The organism is Pseudoalteromonas rubra (assembly GCF_001482385.1).
In the GTDB taxonomy this organism is placed as follows: domain Bacteria; phylum Pseudomonadota; class Gammaproteobacteria; order Enterobacterales; family Alteromonadaceae; genus Pseudoalteromonas; species Pseudoalteromonas ardens.
Genome location: NZ_CP013611.1, coordinates 227,012 through 242,964 on the forward strand (window position 1 = coordinate 227,012; position 15,953 = coordinate 242,964).

Here is a 15,953-nt window from a genome sequence, read left to right on the forward strand (position 1 = left end):
TTTGTTCCATACTTAAAGCGCCATGAACCGGGAGGTGCCGAAACCATGTGGTTACTGATACTTGTCTTAATTGCTGTGTGTTTTATTTTCTACGTTAAGGAAGCCAGGCTCAAAGTCGTTTCTAGTCCGGCTTTAGCATATTTCAAACGTGCATTACCCCAATTATCGCAAACTGAGCGCGAAGCGATGGAGGCTGGCGATACCTGGTGGGACGCAAGTTTGTTCAGCGGGAAACCCAACTGGTCCCAGTGGCTGCAAGCGGGCAAGCCTGCGCTGAGTGACCATGAGCGAGACTTTATTGAACATGAATTGACTGAACTGATGGCGATGCTGGACGAAAGCCAGATCTGTGCTCAGGGCGACTTGCCACCAGAAGTGTGGCAATTTCTGAAAGAAAAGGGATTTTTCGCTTTTATTATTCCTGAAAAATTTGGCGGCAAAGCCTTTAGTGCGCAGGCTAACTCGGCCATTGTAACGCAAATTGCCACGCGTAGTTTGTCAGCGGCAGTGACTGTGATGGTACCAAATAGCCTGGGCCCGGCTGAACTATTACTGCATTTTGGCACTCCCGAGCAGCAACAAACCTGGTTGCCTAAATTGGCAGATGGTTCGGCGTTGCCTTGTTTTGCATTGACCTCCCTGGAAGCTGGTTCAGACGCAGGTGGTATTACCGATTTTGCAGTGGTGTGTAAGCAAGAGTTTGACGGGGAAATGACTTTGGGCCTGAAAGTTACCTGGCGTAAACGTTATATCACATTAGCACCCGTGGCATCCGTGCTGGGGCTGGCTTTCAAAGTGTATGATCCTGATCAGCTAATATCAGAAGTAACTGAATTAGGCATTACCTGTGCACTTATCCCTACCGATCACCCGGGTGTTGAGGTCGGAGCAAGACATGATCCTATGGGGCTGGCGTTTATGAACGGCACAACACAAGGGCTGGGGGTGTTTATCCCTATGCACTGGGTCATCGGGGAGATGGACGGGATAGGCAAGGGCTGGCGCATGCTGGTGTCCTGTCTGAGCGCCGGGCGGGGCATCTCATTACCAGCATTAAGTGCTGGAACTGCACAATTGAGTGCTAAGGCTTCGACTGCTTATTGTCGTGTCAGGCGACAATTTAAGCAATCATTGTGGCGATTTGAAGGGGTCCAGGTTGCGTTGGCTAGGGTCGCGGGGCTAAGTTACAGTATAGAAGCCACCCGACAGAATACCGCGATGGCCATAGACCTCAATAAAAGTCCTGCGGTGATCACGGCGATTGCCAAGTACCATCTGACCGAAATGGCCAGAGTTGCTATCAATGATGCAATGGATTTACATGGTGGCAAAGCAATTCAGCGCGGGCCACTTAACTATCTTGCACTGCACTATCAGGGGATGCCGATCAGCATTACTGTCGAGGGTGCGAATATCCTGACGCGAAACTTGATGATTTTTGGTCAGGGTGCAACCCGCTGTCACCCATATGTGCTCAAGGAAATGGCTGCCGCACAGGAGCAAGATGCGGATATGGCATTGCAGCAATTCGACAAGGTGCTAATGCAGCATTTGGCCCACAGTGGTAAAACCTTTCTTAAAGCGTCGTTTAATGGCCTGACTCGTGGTGTGTTTTCATTTGCACCCGTTGCCGGAGAGGTGGCACGCTACTACAAAACGCTCACCTGGTATAGCCAGATTTTGGCTGTCTTGAGTGACCTGGCAATGCTGGTGCTGGGAGGCAAGCTAAAGCTTCAGGAAATGCGCTCTGCCAGGCTTGGTGATATGTTGAGCCAGCTCTATTTGGCGTCGTGTGTGTTGAAGAAGTTTGAGGATGACGGTCGTCAGTGTAGTGATCTACCTTTACTACATTATGCGATGCAATTTCATCTGAGTGCATTTGAGCGGGCTTTTACCGGGTTTATCGATAATTTTGCACTTACCGGGCTGAAGACCATAGCAAAGCGTTGGTTTATGCCTTTCGGGAGCGCTGTGGGTGGTCCGTCGGATCGGCTGATTACGGCACTTTGCGAGAGCCTCTATTGTAATAAGCTCACGCTTGCAAGGGTAAGCAACCTTTGTGATACCTCAGGACACGCAGGGTTAGCCGCACTGGAACAGGCATTTCAGTTATTTCCCAAATGTGAGCAGTGTTTGCATAAGTTTGAACGTTGGCAAAAGGCCCATCAGGCTAAATTGCTGGTATTAAATACAGATGAGCAGCTTGCGATGGCCGTTGCTGAATGTGTCCTCGACGAGGAGGAGCGAGAGTTGCTCGTTGAATGGTTCCAGGCCAGCCGGAAGGCCCTGAGTGTTGATGAGAGTGTTTGATGTCATTCGATGTGTGATAGGGTGCATTGTTGCGCTTAATTGTTTGTGTGAGTTGGCTATTTGACTCACACAACTTACACGACGACTAATGAAAATTAGAGGGGGATGGGCATAAGCTTAGCGAGCAAATGGGTCGGCGTTAATTTTGTCAACATACCACTCGCCTTTGCGCCTTATAAGCTGGACGCTGCGCATATCATCTACTTGCTCTCCGTGTAACATACCGGTAAAAATTAAATTGATGCGGGCTTCGTTGCCGTATTGTTCCCGTAAACTTTGATTCGTCATATCCACTTCAATGGTCACTTGATCGTATTGCATGTTTACCAGATTCCTAGCGAATTGAGATGGTGTGCCATAAGAGCGCATGATCCTGCCCATCCGTGGCGTTGAGCGGCTTAGGGCCAGCTCCATGTCTTTTTTATTGTATAATGCGTCAAAGAACACCGTTGCTGCATATCCAGGAGTATTTTTGTCCCCACGCGCAGCGTCATCATCACCACATCCGGATAGCATCAATAGGATTACAGTTGAAAAAGTAAGTAGTAATTTCATCTTAGTAGCAATTCAGGTGAATATAACTTTAGTTTGTCTTCTAATCGAGGTTTTGTAAAGTGTCGGTCGATAAAATATAGGGTGAATAACGGGGAACTGCTCTGGGTTAGGGGAAAGTGATAAACAGTTGCAGCATGTTGCCGCAACTGTTTGAAAGTTAACTTACTCAATATCGCATTTTAGCGCTCCGCGGCCTGTTCGGTAGCAAATTTCTCCTATATACAGCAATAGATCTTGTGGTAATACGTCTTCGATTAGTTGAGTTTGCGTGTCACCGTCATAACACTTAATGTCTTTGTTGCTTACCAGACAGGTGAGAGAGCCGTTTGCCAGCACTTTATGTACGGTTGCATTCGCCGCAAGCAGATCAGTCAGTTCTGTGCCTCGATTACCCCAGCACTGCCAGCTGGCATCGCTGAGCTGTGCACATACATTGTTTGCGTCGACAGCGTTAAGTTTTGCTGCGAGTAATTGTGCTGGCACGTTTTTCACCGGGTTATCACCCTTGGCATTACAAACGACAGTGCCATAATTGCCAAGCAAGCAGGCATAGTCGCCTTTAGTTATCACCTGTTTGAGTTCGACAGGGGCGTCCAGAGCAAGTGTCTGACCTAGGGTTTCACGACAAGAATCAAATTCACCATCTTTTACTTTACAAGTGTAGTCATCACCTCGGAAAGTGTGGTTGCTTTCATATCTTAGTTCAACTTCACCATAATCGCTCTGGTCATGTTCATCTGTGGCGTGAAATTCAAGTGTTACCCTGCGTTCTAAGTCTCCGTTATACTTGATAGATGCGCTGGTATCAGACACTTGCTTAATGGTTACATTATCTTCCGTGCTCTTTGCCTGCCAGTGACTAGGTAAACCTTGCTTATCATTCAGGTGAAAAACTTGCCCAAAAACTTGTGCCTCGCTGCCCATAATATAAGTTTCTTCTACGCCAGCATAGGGAATGACGATGGCGTTATGAGCCGTACCAATAATCGTACTTTCACGCACAATATCGCCCGCTTTAGCAGTAACTTTTATTATAGTCAGGCCTTTACGGGTAATCGTTTTCTTATGCAGGTTCAGCGTTAAATTCTGACCCTCAAGAGACCACTCAAGATTATCGTAAGGGTCGTAGTCGCTGCTAGAGACCATGACTTCTTCAATATCAACATCGCCATTAAATACCAGATCTAACGTATCAGGGGTGTCCGGATAGATAGAAAATTCACCGGGGTCTTTGACTATCATCAGTGTTTTAGCCACTGTGCTGCTGACGTAGGTGAAATTAGCAAAGGTTGACTGTTCGGTCCCGTTTTTAAGTTTCACCTTGTACTCAATTTGCCGTGAAGTTTGCATGATGTCTTCGTCAGGAATGGTAATCACGAGTTTGTTGTTAGATTTTTCCATTAAGTCTTCGCTAAACTCTGGAATAATCCAAGAAGCACTTTCAACATCGTCGAAATTAGTTAAGTTGGAATTTACCGTGATTTTTTGTCCAGGCACTGCGACCGATCGGTCTACTGTGAGCTCTAGGCCCTGTAAGTCAGTGACGTTTTGTACCACAACGGTTGTCTCAGCCGTTTTTGTGATGTTGCCTTTCATTGTTACAGTGAGCTGGAGTGTAAAGGTTTGGCTTGTAATCACTTCCGGGGCTCTAAAAGTATAGCTAGCTTTCCCTTGAGTTTGCTGGGAAGGCTGAGGCGTGCCTTGCCATCGCCACTCATAGCTGATGATATCATCGGTACTGGCCGTTGTTGCCTGAATTGTCAGCGAATTTTTTTCATTTACAATGACCTGCTCAGGCAGACTGACACTGAGTGATGGCTCAGATTCTGGCGTCAGTGTGACTTTAATAGTTTTGGAGATGACTTCGTCACTGGTGGTAATTTCGAAGATAATATTAAATTCTTGAGTTTGTGTGACCTCTGGTAATTCAATGCTGAAAGTACTTTGTCCCGCGCGGGTGTCATGGTTCGACTGAGTATCTGTATTAGTCAATTCAAAACCGTCGCTTCGCCAGTTAATTTTTTCTATCCTGGAGGTCATGGCGAAGGTTGCGGTAATGGATGCCTTACCACCGCCTGCCAGCGTTAGGGCATCAGCCAGCTCAATATGTCCGGCAGTAGATTTGGGCATCAAAGTCACCTGCCAGGTTTTGTGTGTCTGGTTATTATGACTGTCTGTGACTGTGTAAGTTAAAGTGACTTGTGTTTGCTCGTCGACCTCCGGGAAAGTTACATGATGTAATCCGTTAGTTGTATCGACAAACTTAACACCAGCAAGGGAGCTTGCCCATACACCGGTTACTGAATCGTTTTCTGGATCTGTCACTGTGGTGGTCAGAGATAAGGTACCACCCGAGTTGACCAAGGTATTACCTTCCAGAATGACGCTGGGCGCCTGATTGACGGCTCGTTGTGTATTGTCTGTTGACGGCGATTTACTGTCGTTATTAGAAGAACCGCCACAGGCGGCTAGAACCCCAAAAGTGGAGAGCAGCAGGTAGTTTCGCATTATTCATTCCTTATGTTGCGTTTTCATTTCGACATGCAGAGTACAATAAAAAGGTGCAATTTTGGAAACGCTTATTTGTTCGATTGTGTATTTTAATTCATCAACAAATTTAAACGAATTGTGGTGAACAGAGGCTAAAATAAAAGCCCGACGCGGGATCGGGCTTAGTTGGTTGGGTAGAACTAAGATTATGAACTGTTAGCTTTGCTGCAATGTTTCATTACCAGCCTTTGGTTTTTTCATGCGCTTGATGATGCGTTTGAGATCTTCCAGCGCCACGTATTGACAAGGGATCAGGATCAGTGTGATCACGGTCGCGAACAATACACCAAATGCCAGCGAGACTGCCATAGGTATCACAATTTGTGCCTGCAGGCTGGTTTCCAGAAGAATAGGGACCAGACCAATAAAGGTAGTCAGAGAAGTCAATAAGATGGCTCTGAAGCGTTTGCAACCTGCCTCAACAACGGCTTCCTTGATGGTCATGCCTTGCTCTCGCGCCTTGTTGACAAAGTCGACCATGACCAGTGAGTCATTCACCACAACGCCTGCCACAGCAATAATGCCAAAGAAAGATAAGCTGCTCATAGTCATACCGAGCACCATGTGGCCAAAAACGGCACCTACAACACCAAAAGGGATGACAGACATAATCAGGATAGGTTGAGAGTATGAGCGCAGTGGGATCGCCAGCAGCGCAAATATAATCATCAAAGACAAGGCAAAGTCGCGAATTTGCTCAGCAACACTGTCCATTTCTTCCTGAATGCGGCCGGCAACACTGCTGCTCACACCAGGGTAGTTTTGTAACAGTGAAGGTAAGTATTCATCTCTGATCTCTTCCGCGATTTTGAATGGCTCAGCCTGATCTGTGTCAACCGATGCCCAGACATTGATAGTCCGTTTCGCATTTTCGCGACGGATGCGATTGACCCCCTCGACCAGGTTGATATCGGCAATTTCTCCCAATGGGACTTCTGCACCGCTGGGCGTGATGATCCGGACTGACTGAATGTCGCTGATGGTATTACGTTGCTCTTGTGGGTAGCGGATCATAACTTTGATCTCTTCACCACGGCGCAGGATCCGTTGTGCTTCAAGGCCGTAGTAACTAAAGTTGACCTGAGACGCTACGTCAGCGAGCGTGAGGCCCATGCTATAGGCCAGCGGCTTAAGTTCGAGCTGTACTTCTTCTGTGCTTGATTGCATGGAATCATTGACATCTCCCACACCGGCAATGGTACGCAGTTTCTCCTTAAGCTTGCCAGCGACTTCTTGTAGTGCTTTTTTGTCTTTGCCTTCGAGGCGGAAGCTAATATCACCATCATCCCGGCCACCATTCATAATGCTGTCCTGAATATTCAATGATTTTACACCTGGCAGAGGGGGCATGTTTTCTCGCCAAAGTGCACTCAGGGCAAAGGTGTCGATAGGGCGCTTATGAGGTTCAACTAAAATGGCCATGATTGATGCTGTGGTTCTGCCGCGCAGATTGACAGACAGGTCTTTAATCATGTTTTCACCATACTGCGCTTCAATCTGCTTCTCAACATCCAGAATAACCTGTTCCACTTTTTTGGCCGTTGCCAAAGTCGCAGACTCGGACGATGACAGGTTCATATCTATGGTGATACGAGGAAAGTCATGGGGGATTTTAGGGTTCGCTACAAACTTCACCAGGCCACCTGCGAACATACCGCCGCTGACAATGATGATTGACAGGAAAGCGACGATCACTGTGTAACGGTAATGGATACAGCGCTCGATAAAGGGGCGATAAAGATTCTCAATGAAATTCTTAAGTGCACCATCAATGATAGCTCTGGCGCGGTGCAATGGGTTTTTAGGGTTATCCGGGCGGTCTTTCATCGCTGCCAAATGCGCTGGCAGGATAAGCTTAGACTCAACCAAAGAAAACAGCAGACATAAGATAATCACGCCACCAATGGCTTTGGAGAATGCGGCGGCGGGCCCGGTTGCAAAGGTTTGTGGCAAAAATGCGGCGACCGTGGTTAATACCCCAAAGGTTGCGGGAATGGCGACACGCTTGACCCCTCGCACTACGTTATCCAGGCTATGGCCATGTTTTTCAATTTCAGCATGGGCTGATTCGCCAACGACAATCGCATCATCGACCACGATGCCCAGCACCAGAATGAAAGCAAATAAAGAGGCGAGGTTAATCGTAACATCCAGCATGCCCATTGGCATGAATAAGAACGCCCCTAAAAACGACACAGGTAACCCCATCATGACCCAAAAAGCCAGGCGAACGCGTAAAAACAGTGCCAGCATGAGCATAACCAGGATACCGCCCCACAACATGTTTTCTACCATCATGTTGAGGCGGCCCTCAAGGTAATAGGTGAGATCAATGAAGGGCTCAAGCTCGACTCCCTGAGGCAATTGTGTTGCTTTGTCAGCCAGGTAAGCTTTCATAACCTGAGCGACTTTGGTGATATCCTGATCTTTTGACGCTCTTACTTCAAATACCAGTGAGTTTCTGCCGTTGTAACGAGAGTACAATAGGCCTTCTTCAAAGCCATCTGTGACAGTCGCCACATCTCCTAGTTTGATTTGTGCGCCATCAGCAAGCGTTAACAGCGGCAGTTGCTCAAATTCATGTCCGCGATAGGCCTGATTTTCGACTCGCATTGATATGTAGCCGTTGTCTGAGCGGATCTGACCTGCCGACATATTGGCAGAGAAGTTTTTAACCGCCTCTGAAATGTCTCTGAATGTCAGACCATATTCACGTAGTCTATCTGGGCTAATCTCAATGCTGATCTCATAATTCAGGCCACCATTGAAGCCGACCAGGTTGACTCCGGGCAGGGCGAGCATCTCGTCGTGTATTTCATTTCCCAGTTGTTTCAGCTGGTGGAAGTTCATCTCGCCATTGAGAGATAAAAACATCACTTCTTGTTCAAACTTATCGCGACGAACTATTGGGCGCTCCATGCCGGCTGGAAAGGTTGATATAGAGTCGACCTGCATTTTTACTTCGTCCAGCACTTCCTGCGGGTCATACTTTTCTTCAACTTCAATCCAGGTTTGCGAGAAGCCTCGGTTAGAGTAGGTGATCAGGCGTTTGATCCCTTCAAGTCCTTCCATAGACTCTTCAACTTTAATAGTGATCCCTTCTTCAACTTCTTGTGGTGCAGCGCCTGGGTACACGGCCTGAACACTCAACCAGTTGTTCTCAAACTGGGGAAACATCTGCTTGCGTATGGTAAAAGCACTGAGCAAGCCGCCCACCAGGATAAAAATCATCAGCAGGTTTGCCGCAACTGGGTTGCGAGCAAACCAGGCTATTAGGCCTTTTTCACGTGTGCCTTGCATAGATTACTCCTCCTTCAAAGCCAGTTGTGTTTCTGCGGCAATCACTGGCGATGTATCAAGGCGCAATTGCATTCCTTCCGTTGGGTATTCCAGAGCAGAGGTAATGAGCTGTTGTCCGTCGCTCAGGCCTTCTGTGGCCACCGCATATCCGTCTACTTCGCGAATAATGGTGACGGGCTTAAAAGTGAGTTGTTGATTCTGGTCAAGTAACGCCACTTTGCCTTCGCGTATCAAGTGACGAGGGATCCGCACCGCATTACTGACCGATACACCTTCTATCTGTGCATTCAGGTATGTACCAAAGCGCAGTGGCTGGTTTGGGCTATCGTATGGCGCAGCGACCTGAGCAACCAGATAGGTCATGCGACTTTTGTTATCGACAACGCCTTCGCTGCGTACAATTGTGCCTTGCCAGGATACGGCTTGCCCCGCAACTTTTGCTGATAATTTCACTGTGGCGTCTATACCATTGTTTTGTAGGTATCTCAGTTCGTGGTCCGCAACGGGTAAGCGGATTTCTGCAACGGATATTGCGTTCAGAACACCCAAAGTACTGCCAGGGTTAACAACACTGCCAAGGCTCAATGTACGATTGGTAATAATGGCATCATAGGGCGCCTTGATGTAGGTGCGCTCGAGATTACGTTTTGCTCGTTTGACACTGGCCTGAGCTGCTTTGAAGCGTGCCAGCTTTTCTGCCAGCTGAGGCTTGCGCAGATACAGCTCTGAGGGAATAGTCGAGTGTGCATTGTCTTTGATTCGTTGCCATTCTGTTTTGGCTACATGCGCCTGGGCTTGTTCAATCTCCAGTGCAGAGTGCGCCTGAGCCAGGCTGGCTTCGGCTTCAATCAACGCCGCTTCATAGTCATTAGGATCAATGCGCGCCAAGGTTTCTCCCTGGTGAACGAATCCGCCTTTGACAAATTTGTCTGACAGTTCGATTAATTGACCACTTACCTGAGCGACCAGTTCAGTGCTGTACTTAGGGGTGACGAGCCCGTAAGAGTCGACCATCAGTTGCATTGGAGCCATATCAATTGGCTGCACTTCAACCAGCGGATGAATGACTTTTTCAGGTTTTTCTTCGGGCGGTTGCTTCATTGCAGATAATGCAAAAGCGGTGGCCAGGCCACCGAGTAGCACCGCAACGGGTAATAGGATCTGTTTTTTACTAGCCACGAGTTATTCCTTCCATCAATAACGGTTGAATCGATTTCTCTAACCTGGTTAAGGATACGCGAACAGATGTGTCTAGGTGTTTTAATCATTTCAAATAATGTAACAAGGCATTGCAATCATGTCTGATTGCTTACCTATTGGTTGTGTGCTTGATGTTTTCATCATTGGATTGGCGTATAATCGCTGGCTTTATTCGTTAAATTCAAATTATGAAGGGTCTGATGGAGTGTCGTTTGGGTTGTGGTGCATGTTGCATAGCACCAAGTATCAGTTCGCCAATTCCGGGTATGCCAGAGGGCAAACCCGCGGGAGAGCGGTGTGTACAACTGGATGATGATAATCTGTGTAAGTTGTTTGGCGATCCCCGTCGACCTAAAGTATGCGGAGACTTCGTGCCTTGTGAAGATGTATGCGGGACTGATAATGCGCATGCTATGTGGCTGATCACTGAGCTTGAGCAGTGCACTTAGAGCCATCATAAACAACAGAGAGTCAATTTGGGGAATAACCCAAACCGACCTTGAAATGTTTTAACATTGCTATTCAGCGCCCCCAACAACAAGTTGCCTCTTACAATCACTGAGATATGACCCCTCGAGAGTGGCTTAAGTGTGTGATGTTATCTTGGCTGGCAAGCCGTTTAATTTTTCTTCTTCTCGTAAGGTTAATACTTCAAATCCTGTTGGGGTTACCAAGAGCGTGTGTTCCGCTTGAGCTGATAAGGCGCGATCTCTTGTCACCACAGTCCAGCCATCTTTGAGCGTCTTAACCCTGTGGCTACCCTGATTTAGCATAGGTTCAATGGTGAAAGTCATGCCGGGTATGAGCTTTAGTCCGGTACCGGGGCGCCCAAAATGCAACACTTCAGGTGCTTCGTGCATTTCCGTGCCAATTCCATGCCCGCAATACTCCCTGACGACACTCAACCCTTTAAGTTGTGCAAATGTGCCAATCGCATGGCCGATATCGCCCAGTGTTGCCCCGGGCTTTACCTGAGTGATGCCACGCCATAGCGCTTTGACAGTATTGTCTACCAGCGCCTGAGCTGTGTCACTGGCATTTGGCATCACGTACATTTTACTGGAATCAGCAATGTAACCATGATGTTTAAGGGTGATATCGATATTCAGAATGTCTCTGTCATCAATGACGTGTTTGGCATTTGGCATGCCGTGACAGACGACTTCATTAACTGACGTGTTAATTGAGTAGGGGTATCCATACTGACCTTTACTTGCGGGAATAGCACCAAGCACATCTACAATATAATGCTCAACGAATTCATCCAGTTGTAGAGTTGTGACGCCCGGTTTTACTTGCTCGTCCAGGGCTTTAAATACTTGGGCTAACATGGCCCCAGACTCCCGCATAAGCGAGATAGCTGCATTATTTTTGATCGTGACCTGAGTCAATGGTGTCATTCCTTGTGTGATTAAGTTGTTGTCTGATTATTTGGGCAAAGGTCATATCTGGGTTCAGTTCCGCCAGTCGGCCCATTTTGATCCAAAACTCTGCCTGAGCATTGATAGAGCGCGACATAACATGACTGGCCTGTCGTAGCTCTTCGTGTACTTCGTCTGAAATTTTAACGATACCCATATATTCATACCATATATAAATTGTATATGTATCATATATTGATTTGACGTTAGACTGCAATGGTTTTTAGTTTTGTCTTTAAAATATTCACCGGGGAAACATGCTGTTTTACATACATTTAATCCCTTATATGGCAATAATAAGCGTGGTTGCATTGGTTTCTGGTTAATGTTGGGTTAATATTGCGCGATTTTTGAATCTCAGTACAAAAATTATCCTTAATTTATAAATTAACTGAATTGAGAGGAATGCGTGCAAGTAAAGCAATCTATTAAAAGGTCGGTTATTACGGCGCTACTCGGCTCGGCGCTGGTTACCGGGTGCGGCGGAAGCTCTTCATCTGAATCACCAGGCTCTGAGGGAGGCAGCCAGAATACAAATAATAATGCGCCGGTGCTTAGTGTAAGTGGTGAGCAGTCAATTCTGGAGCAACAGGCGTTCACGCTGAATGCTGCAGCAACAGATTCAGATGGCTCTGTGGTCAGTCTTGACTGGTTGTATGAGTCTGATCTGATCACAACAGTGAGCAAGCACCAAGATGGCAGTGCGACTTTTACCTCTGAAGATATAATGGCGGATCACCAGGTTGTTTTTACAGCTGTGGCGACCGATGATAAAGGCGCGACCACTAAACAAGCATATCCGGTAACGATAAAACGCCGGGTGGCCAGCGTTACGCTTAATGGCATAGTAACGGATGAGCCGATTGCCAATGCATCGGTCAGTATCGAAGTTGCAGGTCAGACTAAAGAAGTCGCCGCAGATGCTCAGGGAACCTATTCTGCGCAAGTTACCGTTGATGAAAGCGAAGCCGATGCGTTAGTGAGAATTGTTGCATTAGGGGGAGCAGATCAAACTGAGGTTAAGTTTGTCTCTCAGCTGAATTCAGTCAGCAAACTGTTGGTGCAGGCTGGTGAAGATAAGATACTGAGCAAAGATGAAAACTTTTCAGTTAATGTCACCAATGTCACTACCGCAGAATATGCGCTACTAACTCGTGGCGATAATACACTAAGCAGTGATGACGGATTGTCTGAAGCGTTGTTAAATGTAGATGCCGATGAAAAACTTCAACTGGCGGCGCTGATTAAGATTGTTGTTGATAATGATGAGTATACCTTGCCAGAGGGGGTTAACTCTACACTCGAACTGGTAGCGGATAAAGAGTCCGCAGCGCAGTTTGAGAAAGAGGTAGAAAGTAAAGATCCAACTTTGATAGATCAAACCCGCAAAGAGATCATCGAAGATGATGAACTGGTTTCTGGTAAAGCTGGGTCAATGGCCGGTGATTATATTATTCACTCGCCTGCCTACAGGGTGAATCCGGTATACCACCTTCAGCTAGACGAAGCTGGCACTGGGTCGGTTGCTGCTATGAATCAGGTGTCTGTTAAAGAGTGGACGCAGAATGAGGGGGTGGTGCAGGTGCTACTGACTGAGCCCCTTGTTTTAGAACGCTTCCAGCGTACTCGTTCCGACGAGTTCGGCGGCTGGGTCGTGGATGAGTCTGGCCAATACGTTCATGATGACGTTGAGCTGAAAACGACTCAGCTGACGTTGCACCTGCTGGCTGATAACGCTGTTTTTTATACTGTGGAACTAGACAGCCATGCTCAGGAGTTTGTCAATGGTGAGCTTAACCTGGGTGCGGAGTTAGACAACAGGCGCATTATCAACTTGCAGGGCAAAACCAAGACGCTGCAGGTAAACACAGAAGAGCTGACTGGCAAAACCTGGTATCTGGATTTGGACAATTTTAGTAATAAAGCTGTTTACCGTCCTAGTGTAGTCACGGAACTGGTGTTTAATCAGGATGGCAGCGTAACTCAGTTGTCAGAAGCCGATACCCAATATACCAGCTGGACTGTGCAGGATACGCTTTTAACCCTGAACTATAAACACGATGAAGTAGAGGCCTCAAAAGCGCTCTGGGTAACTAAGTCTTTATCTGCCGGATATCAGGTCGTGGTGCTGGATAACCAATCGGTCACTGATTTTAATGACGGTCAGGCAAATTCAGTCTGGGGTTGGCTGATCCCCGAACAAAATACACCGCAAGTCTCCTCAGACAGCATGGTAGGGCGCTGGACCGGGTTTATTGGATACAGCGATAATTTTCATGACATGGTTGTCCGTCCGGGTCTGGATGTATGGATCGGCCTGAACGACAACAGACATGACGGTCGTGTAGAAGATGGTATTTTTTACCGTGAACCATATAGGGTCAATGAAGGGCGTAAAGAGCCTGTTTGTGTTAACAGCGAAGGCCCATGTCAGGCACCTTATCAGTTTAAGTATGAGTTTATCGCTCAGGCAGGGAACAATTACTTTGTGAAGCGAAGTTTTATTAATAATCCGGGCAGTGCTTACGAAGATGATACTCAGCAATCTTTAATTCAGTATCAATATAGCCCTGAATATGATTACAGCGGGTTTTCTGAGTCTGCGATAAGTGGTTCAGTCACCTTTTACAGCGTATCTGACATGGGGCTGCCAACCGAGGTTTCAATTGAAGAGCGCGATGGCGCATTCATACTTAAAACGCTGCATGGCGAGTATGTTGTTAATTTTGTCGATGGCAAGTTGAGTTACGAGCTAAACGGCAAAACAATGTATGTTGAAATTGTTGAGAATCTGGAAATTGGTCTGACGGTATGCATCTATGATGCCGCACTGGGTTGTCAGGAAAACAATAAAGTGAACTGGTACTTTACGCCACAAGCCAGACCATCATATAGCTTCTACCTGACCGATCCAGAGCGTTTTAGTTCACGCCTGATTGGGTTTGAGTATATTCAGGGTGGCGATGTACAGTTGAGGTTGTCAAATGAAGACCTGGTAGCGGTTAACCTGAGCACCGTTGATGGTACTTTGGTAGCAACACCCAAAGACAGGGTTGTGAGCCATACTTATGTGACTGCGGACCAGGTTACAGTGGAGAGAGTGTATAACCGTGTTACCTTCGCCGAGCTGGGCGGTCGGGCAAATGTGGTGATTCATTACGATGAATACCATGACGAACAGCTGGTACGCGAGTACTTTTATGATTACACGCTGAAAAAAGTTCATACCAGTGACTCGGTGCCGATTGAGGAGTCTTCCGTTACCGGAGATTGGCTAATGAGCGAAGCTCGCGGTAAATCTGGCAAGTTTGATGCGGCGCGCTATCAGTTTGCGCCTGATGGTACGGGTGTCAAATCAATCTTGTCTGATTCAACCAACATGACGTTCAACTGGGCGCTGAATGAAGACGGTAACCTAATCATTGAAGGGGACGCTGGTTATCGCGAGCGCTTGACGCTGACTAAAACACTCAATGTTGGGTATCAGTACCTCTTGGAGACTAGTACAGATTTTACTGTGCGATTAGGAGAAACCGTGGGCTTCATGGTCAAACAGCAACAGGTTGAGATGAGTCAGGATGAATACATAGGTCGCTGGTTATACCGAGAGGGCCAGGATGTCGAAGGCTATTCACTGGGCATGGAAATTTATGAAGACATGACCGTCCGTTTTGGTACCTTCACAAGCTCCACACAGGGGCGTTATGTTGATGGGCAGTTTGTACGAACTGCATATCAGGATACTGAAACAGGCACATATTATCGGTACTGCCCACCGGAGCAAACCAACTGTGTTTTGCAAAGAGAAATGCGCTACACGCCATTAGCGCAAGATGGTGACGTTGTTTATCTCTTGCGAGACTATCTGACCAATAACGAAGGACAGATTCAGTATCACAGTGCAACTATCTTTGCTAAAGAAAAGCAGGCAGCTATGGCCATCAATGAGTTTACAGATTATCTCGCTGAATTCTGGCTAAGAGATGAAGCCAATCGGATCTGGCATTCAAGTGAGACGACTCTGCCTGGTGGTGAGCAGACATTTGAATTGCGGTTGGACTGGCAGGAGGCTATTCCATTTAAACTGCAAAATGGCAAGATAGCCATCACTATGCCTGACGGTATTGATTATCTGATTGAGATAGTACCGGGTAGTAACACAAAAGAGGGGATCACCTTTTGTCAGTATCCGACAGGAAGCGAGTGTACGGCAGATAAGCATATTAAAATGTTTTATGTTCATACCCACTAACGCACTTTAAAAGAGTAACAAAAAACGCCATTTAATGGCGTTTTTTGCTTTCTGGCTTACTGGTGTATGCATTGTTGTGTGGCTTTTGCCACTCGTACCAGACTAGAGCGATGACAGGGCAGTCATACAGCCCCATAAAAAACGCCCGACTCTGTGTGAGTCGGGCTCAGGGAAAGGCTCAAAATGGGAGCCATGCGCTAACTTAAAAACACCTTCTAATTACAAGGGAGAAGTAGAAAGTCATTTAAGTGTAGCTAAGGCTTCATAAAATTTACAAACATTTGAAATATTAATTATTACCTTAAAAACAATGTGTTAATAACATATAAGCGAATCGTCTTAAAACAATCAAAAACTTTTGTTCA

The 15,953-nt window shown here is 46.8% G+C and carries 9 protein-coding genes; 3 read left to right on the forward strand and 6 right to left on the reverse strand.

Translation table 11 applies throughout. The features are described 5' to 3' along the window. Positions 1 to 45: 45 nt before the first annotated feature. Positions 46 to 2,310: an acyl-CoA dehydrogenase gene (locus tag AT705_RS01045; protein WP_058795120.1), complete on the forward strand. Its 2,265-nt coding sequence runs from the start codon at positions 46 to 48 to the stop codon at positions 2,308 to 2,310. A gap of 117 nt (positions 2,311 to 2,427) precedes the next feature. Here the strand turns inward: AT705_RS01045 and AT705_RS01050 are convergent, their stop codons facing one another. The 4 genes from AT705_RS01050 to AT705_RS01065 form a co-directional block, all read right to left on the reverse strand. Then, positions 2,428 to 2,865, reverse strand: coding sequence for a hypothetical protein (locus tag AT705_RS01050; protein ID WP_049863006.1), 438 nt, complete (start codon positions 2,863 to 2,865; stop codon positions 2,428 to 2,430). 162 nt (positions 2,866 to 3,027) lie between these two features. Continuing rightward, a complete protein-coding gene (locus tag AT705_RS01055; RefSeq protein WP_058795121.1) occupies positions 3,028 to 5,373 on the reverse strand; it encodes a PKD domain-containing protein in 2,346 nt (781 codons plus the stop codon). Between the two features lie 198 nt (positions 5,374 to 5,571). Further along, positions 5,572 to 8,715, reverse strand: coding sequence for an efflux RND transporter permease subunit (locus AT705_RS01060; RefSeq protein WP_058795122.1), 3,144 nt, complete (start codon positions 8,713 to 8,715; stop codon positions 5,572 to 5,574). 3 nt (positions 8,716 to 8,718) lie between these two features. Further along, positions 8,719 to 9,894 (reverse strand): efflux RND transporter periplasmic adaptor subunit, encoded by a 1,176-nt coding sequence (locus AT705_RS01065; protein WP_058795123.1) that lies wholly within the window; start codon positions 9,892 to 9,894, stop codon positions 8,719 to 8,721. Between the two features lie 221 nt (positions 9,895 to 10,115). Here AT705_RS01065 and AT705_RS24750 point away from each other — a divergent pair, with 221 nt between their 5' ends. Further along, positions 10,116 to 10,364 (forward strand): YkgJ family cysteine cluster protein, encoded by a 249-nt coding sequence (locus AT705_RS24750; protein WP_082669053.1) that lies wholly within the window; start codon positions 10,116 to 10,118, stop codon positions 10,362 to 10,364. A gap of 135 nt (positions 10,365 to 10,499) precedes the next feature. Here the strand turns inward: AT705_RS24750 and map are convergent, their stop codons facing one another. Together map and AT705_RS01075 are read right to left on the reverse strand one after the other, a co-directional pair. Next, complete coding sequence (gene map / locus AT705_RS01070; RefSeq protein ID WP_058795124.1) at positions 10,500 to 11,306, reverse strand: type I methionyl aminopeptidase; 807 nt, start codon at positions 11,304 to 11,306, stop codon at positions 10,500 to 10,502. Further along, on the reverse strand, positions 11,281 to 11,493 hold the full coding sequence (locus AT705_RS01075; RefSeq protein ID WP_049863010.1) for a ParD-like family protein: 213 nt from the start codon (positions 11,491 to 11,493) through the stop codon (positions 11,281 to 11,283). The genes map and AT705_RS01075 overlap by 26 nt, the downstream gene beginning before the upstream one ends. Positions 11,494 to 11,745: 252 nt before the next feature. On the opposite strand from AT705_RS01075, the gene AT705_RS01080 reads away from it, so the two are divergent. After that, on the forward strand, positions 11,746 to 15,588 hold the full coding sequence (locus tag AT705_RS01080) for a hypothetical protein (RefSeq protein WP_058795125.1): 3,843 nt from the start codon (positions 11,746 to 11,748) through the stop codon (positions 15,586 to 15,588). The last annotated feature ends 365 nt before the right edge of the window (positions 15,589 to 15,953 follow it).

Excerpts from the sequence above, each read along its gene's own strand:
- AT705_RS01060 (WP_058795122.1), bottom strand. The coding sequence starts at position 8,715 with ATGCAAGGCACACGTGAAAAAGGCCTAATAGCCTGGTTTGCTCGCAAC.
- AT705_RS01075 (WP_049863010.1), bottom strand. The coding sequence starts at position 11,493 with ATGGGTATCGTTAAAATTTCAGACGAAGTACACGAAGAGCTACGACAG.
- AT705_RS01045 (WP_058795120.1), top strand. The coding sequence starts at position 46 with ATGTGGTTACTGATACTTGTCTTAATTGCTGTGTGTTTTATTTTCTAC.
- AT705_RS01050 (WP_049863006.1), bottom strand. The coding sequence starts at position 2,865 with ATGAAATTACTACTTACTTTTTCAACTGTAATCCTATTGATGCTATCC.
- AT705_RS01055 (WP_058795121.1), bottom strand. The coding sequence starts at position 5,373 with ATGCGAAACTACCTGCTGCTCTCCACTTTTGGGGTTCTAGCCGCCTGT.
- AT705_RS24750 (WP_082669053.1), top strand. The coding sequence starts at position 10,116 with ATGGAGTGTCGTTTGGGTTGTGGTGCATGTTGCATAGCACCAAGTATC.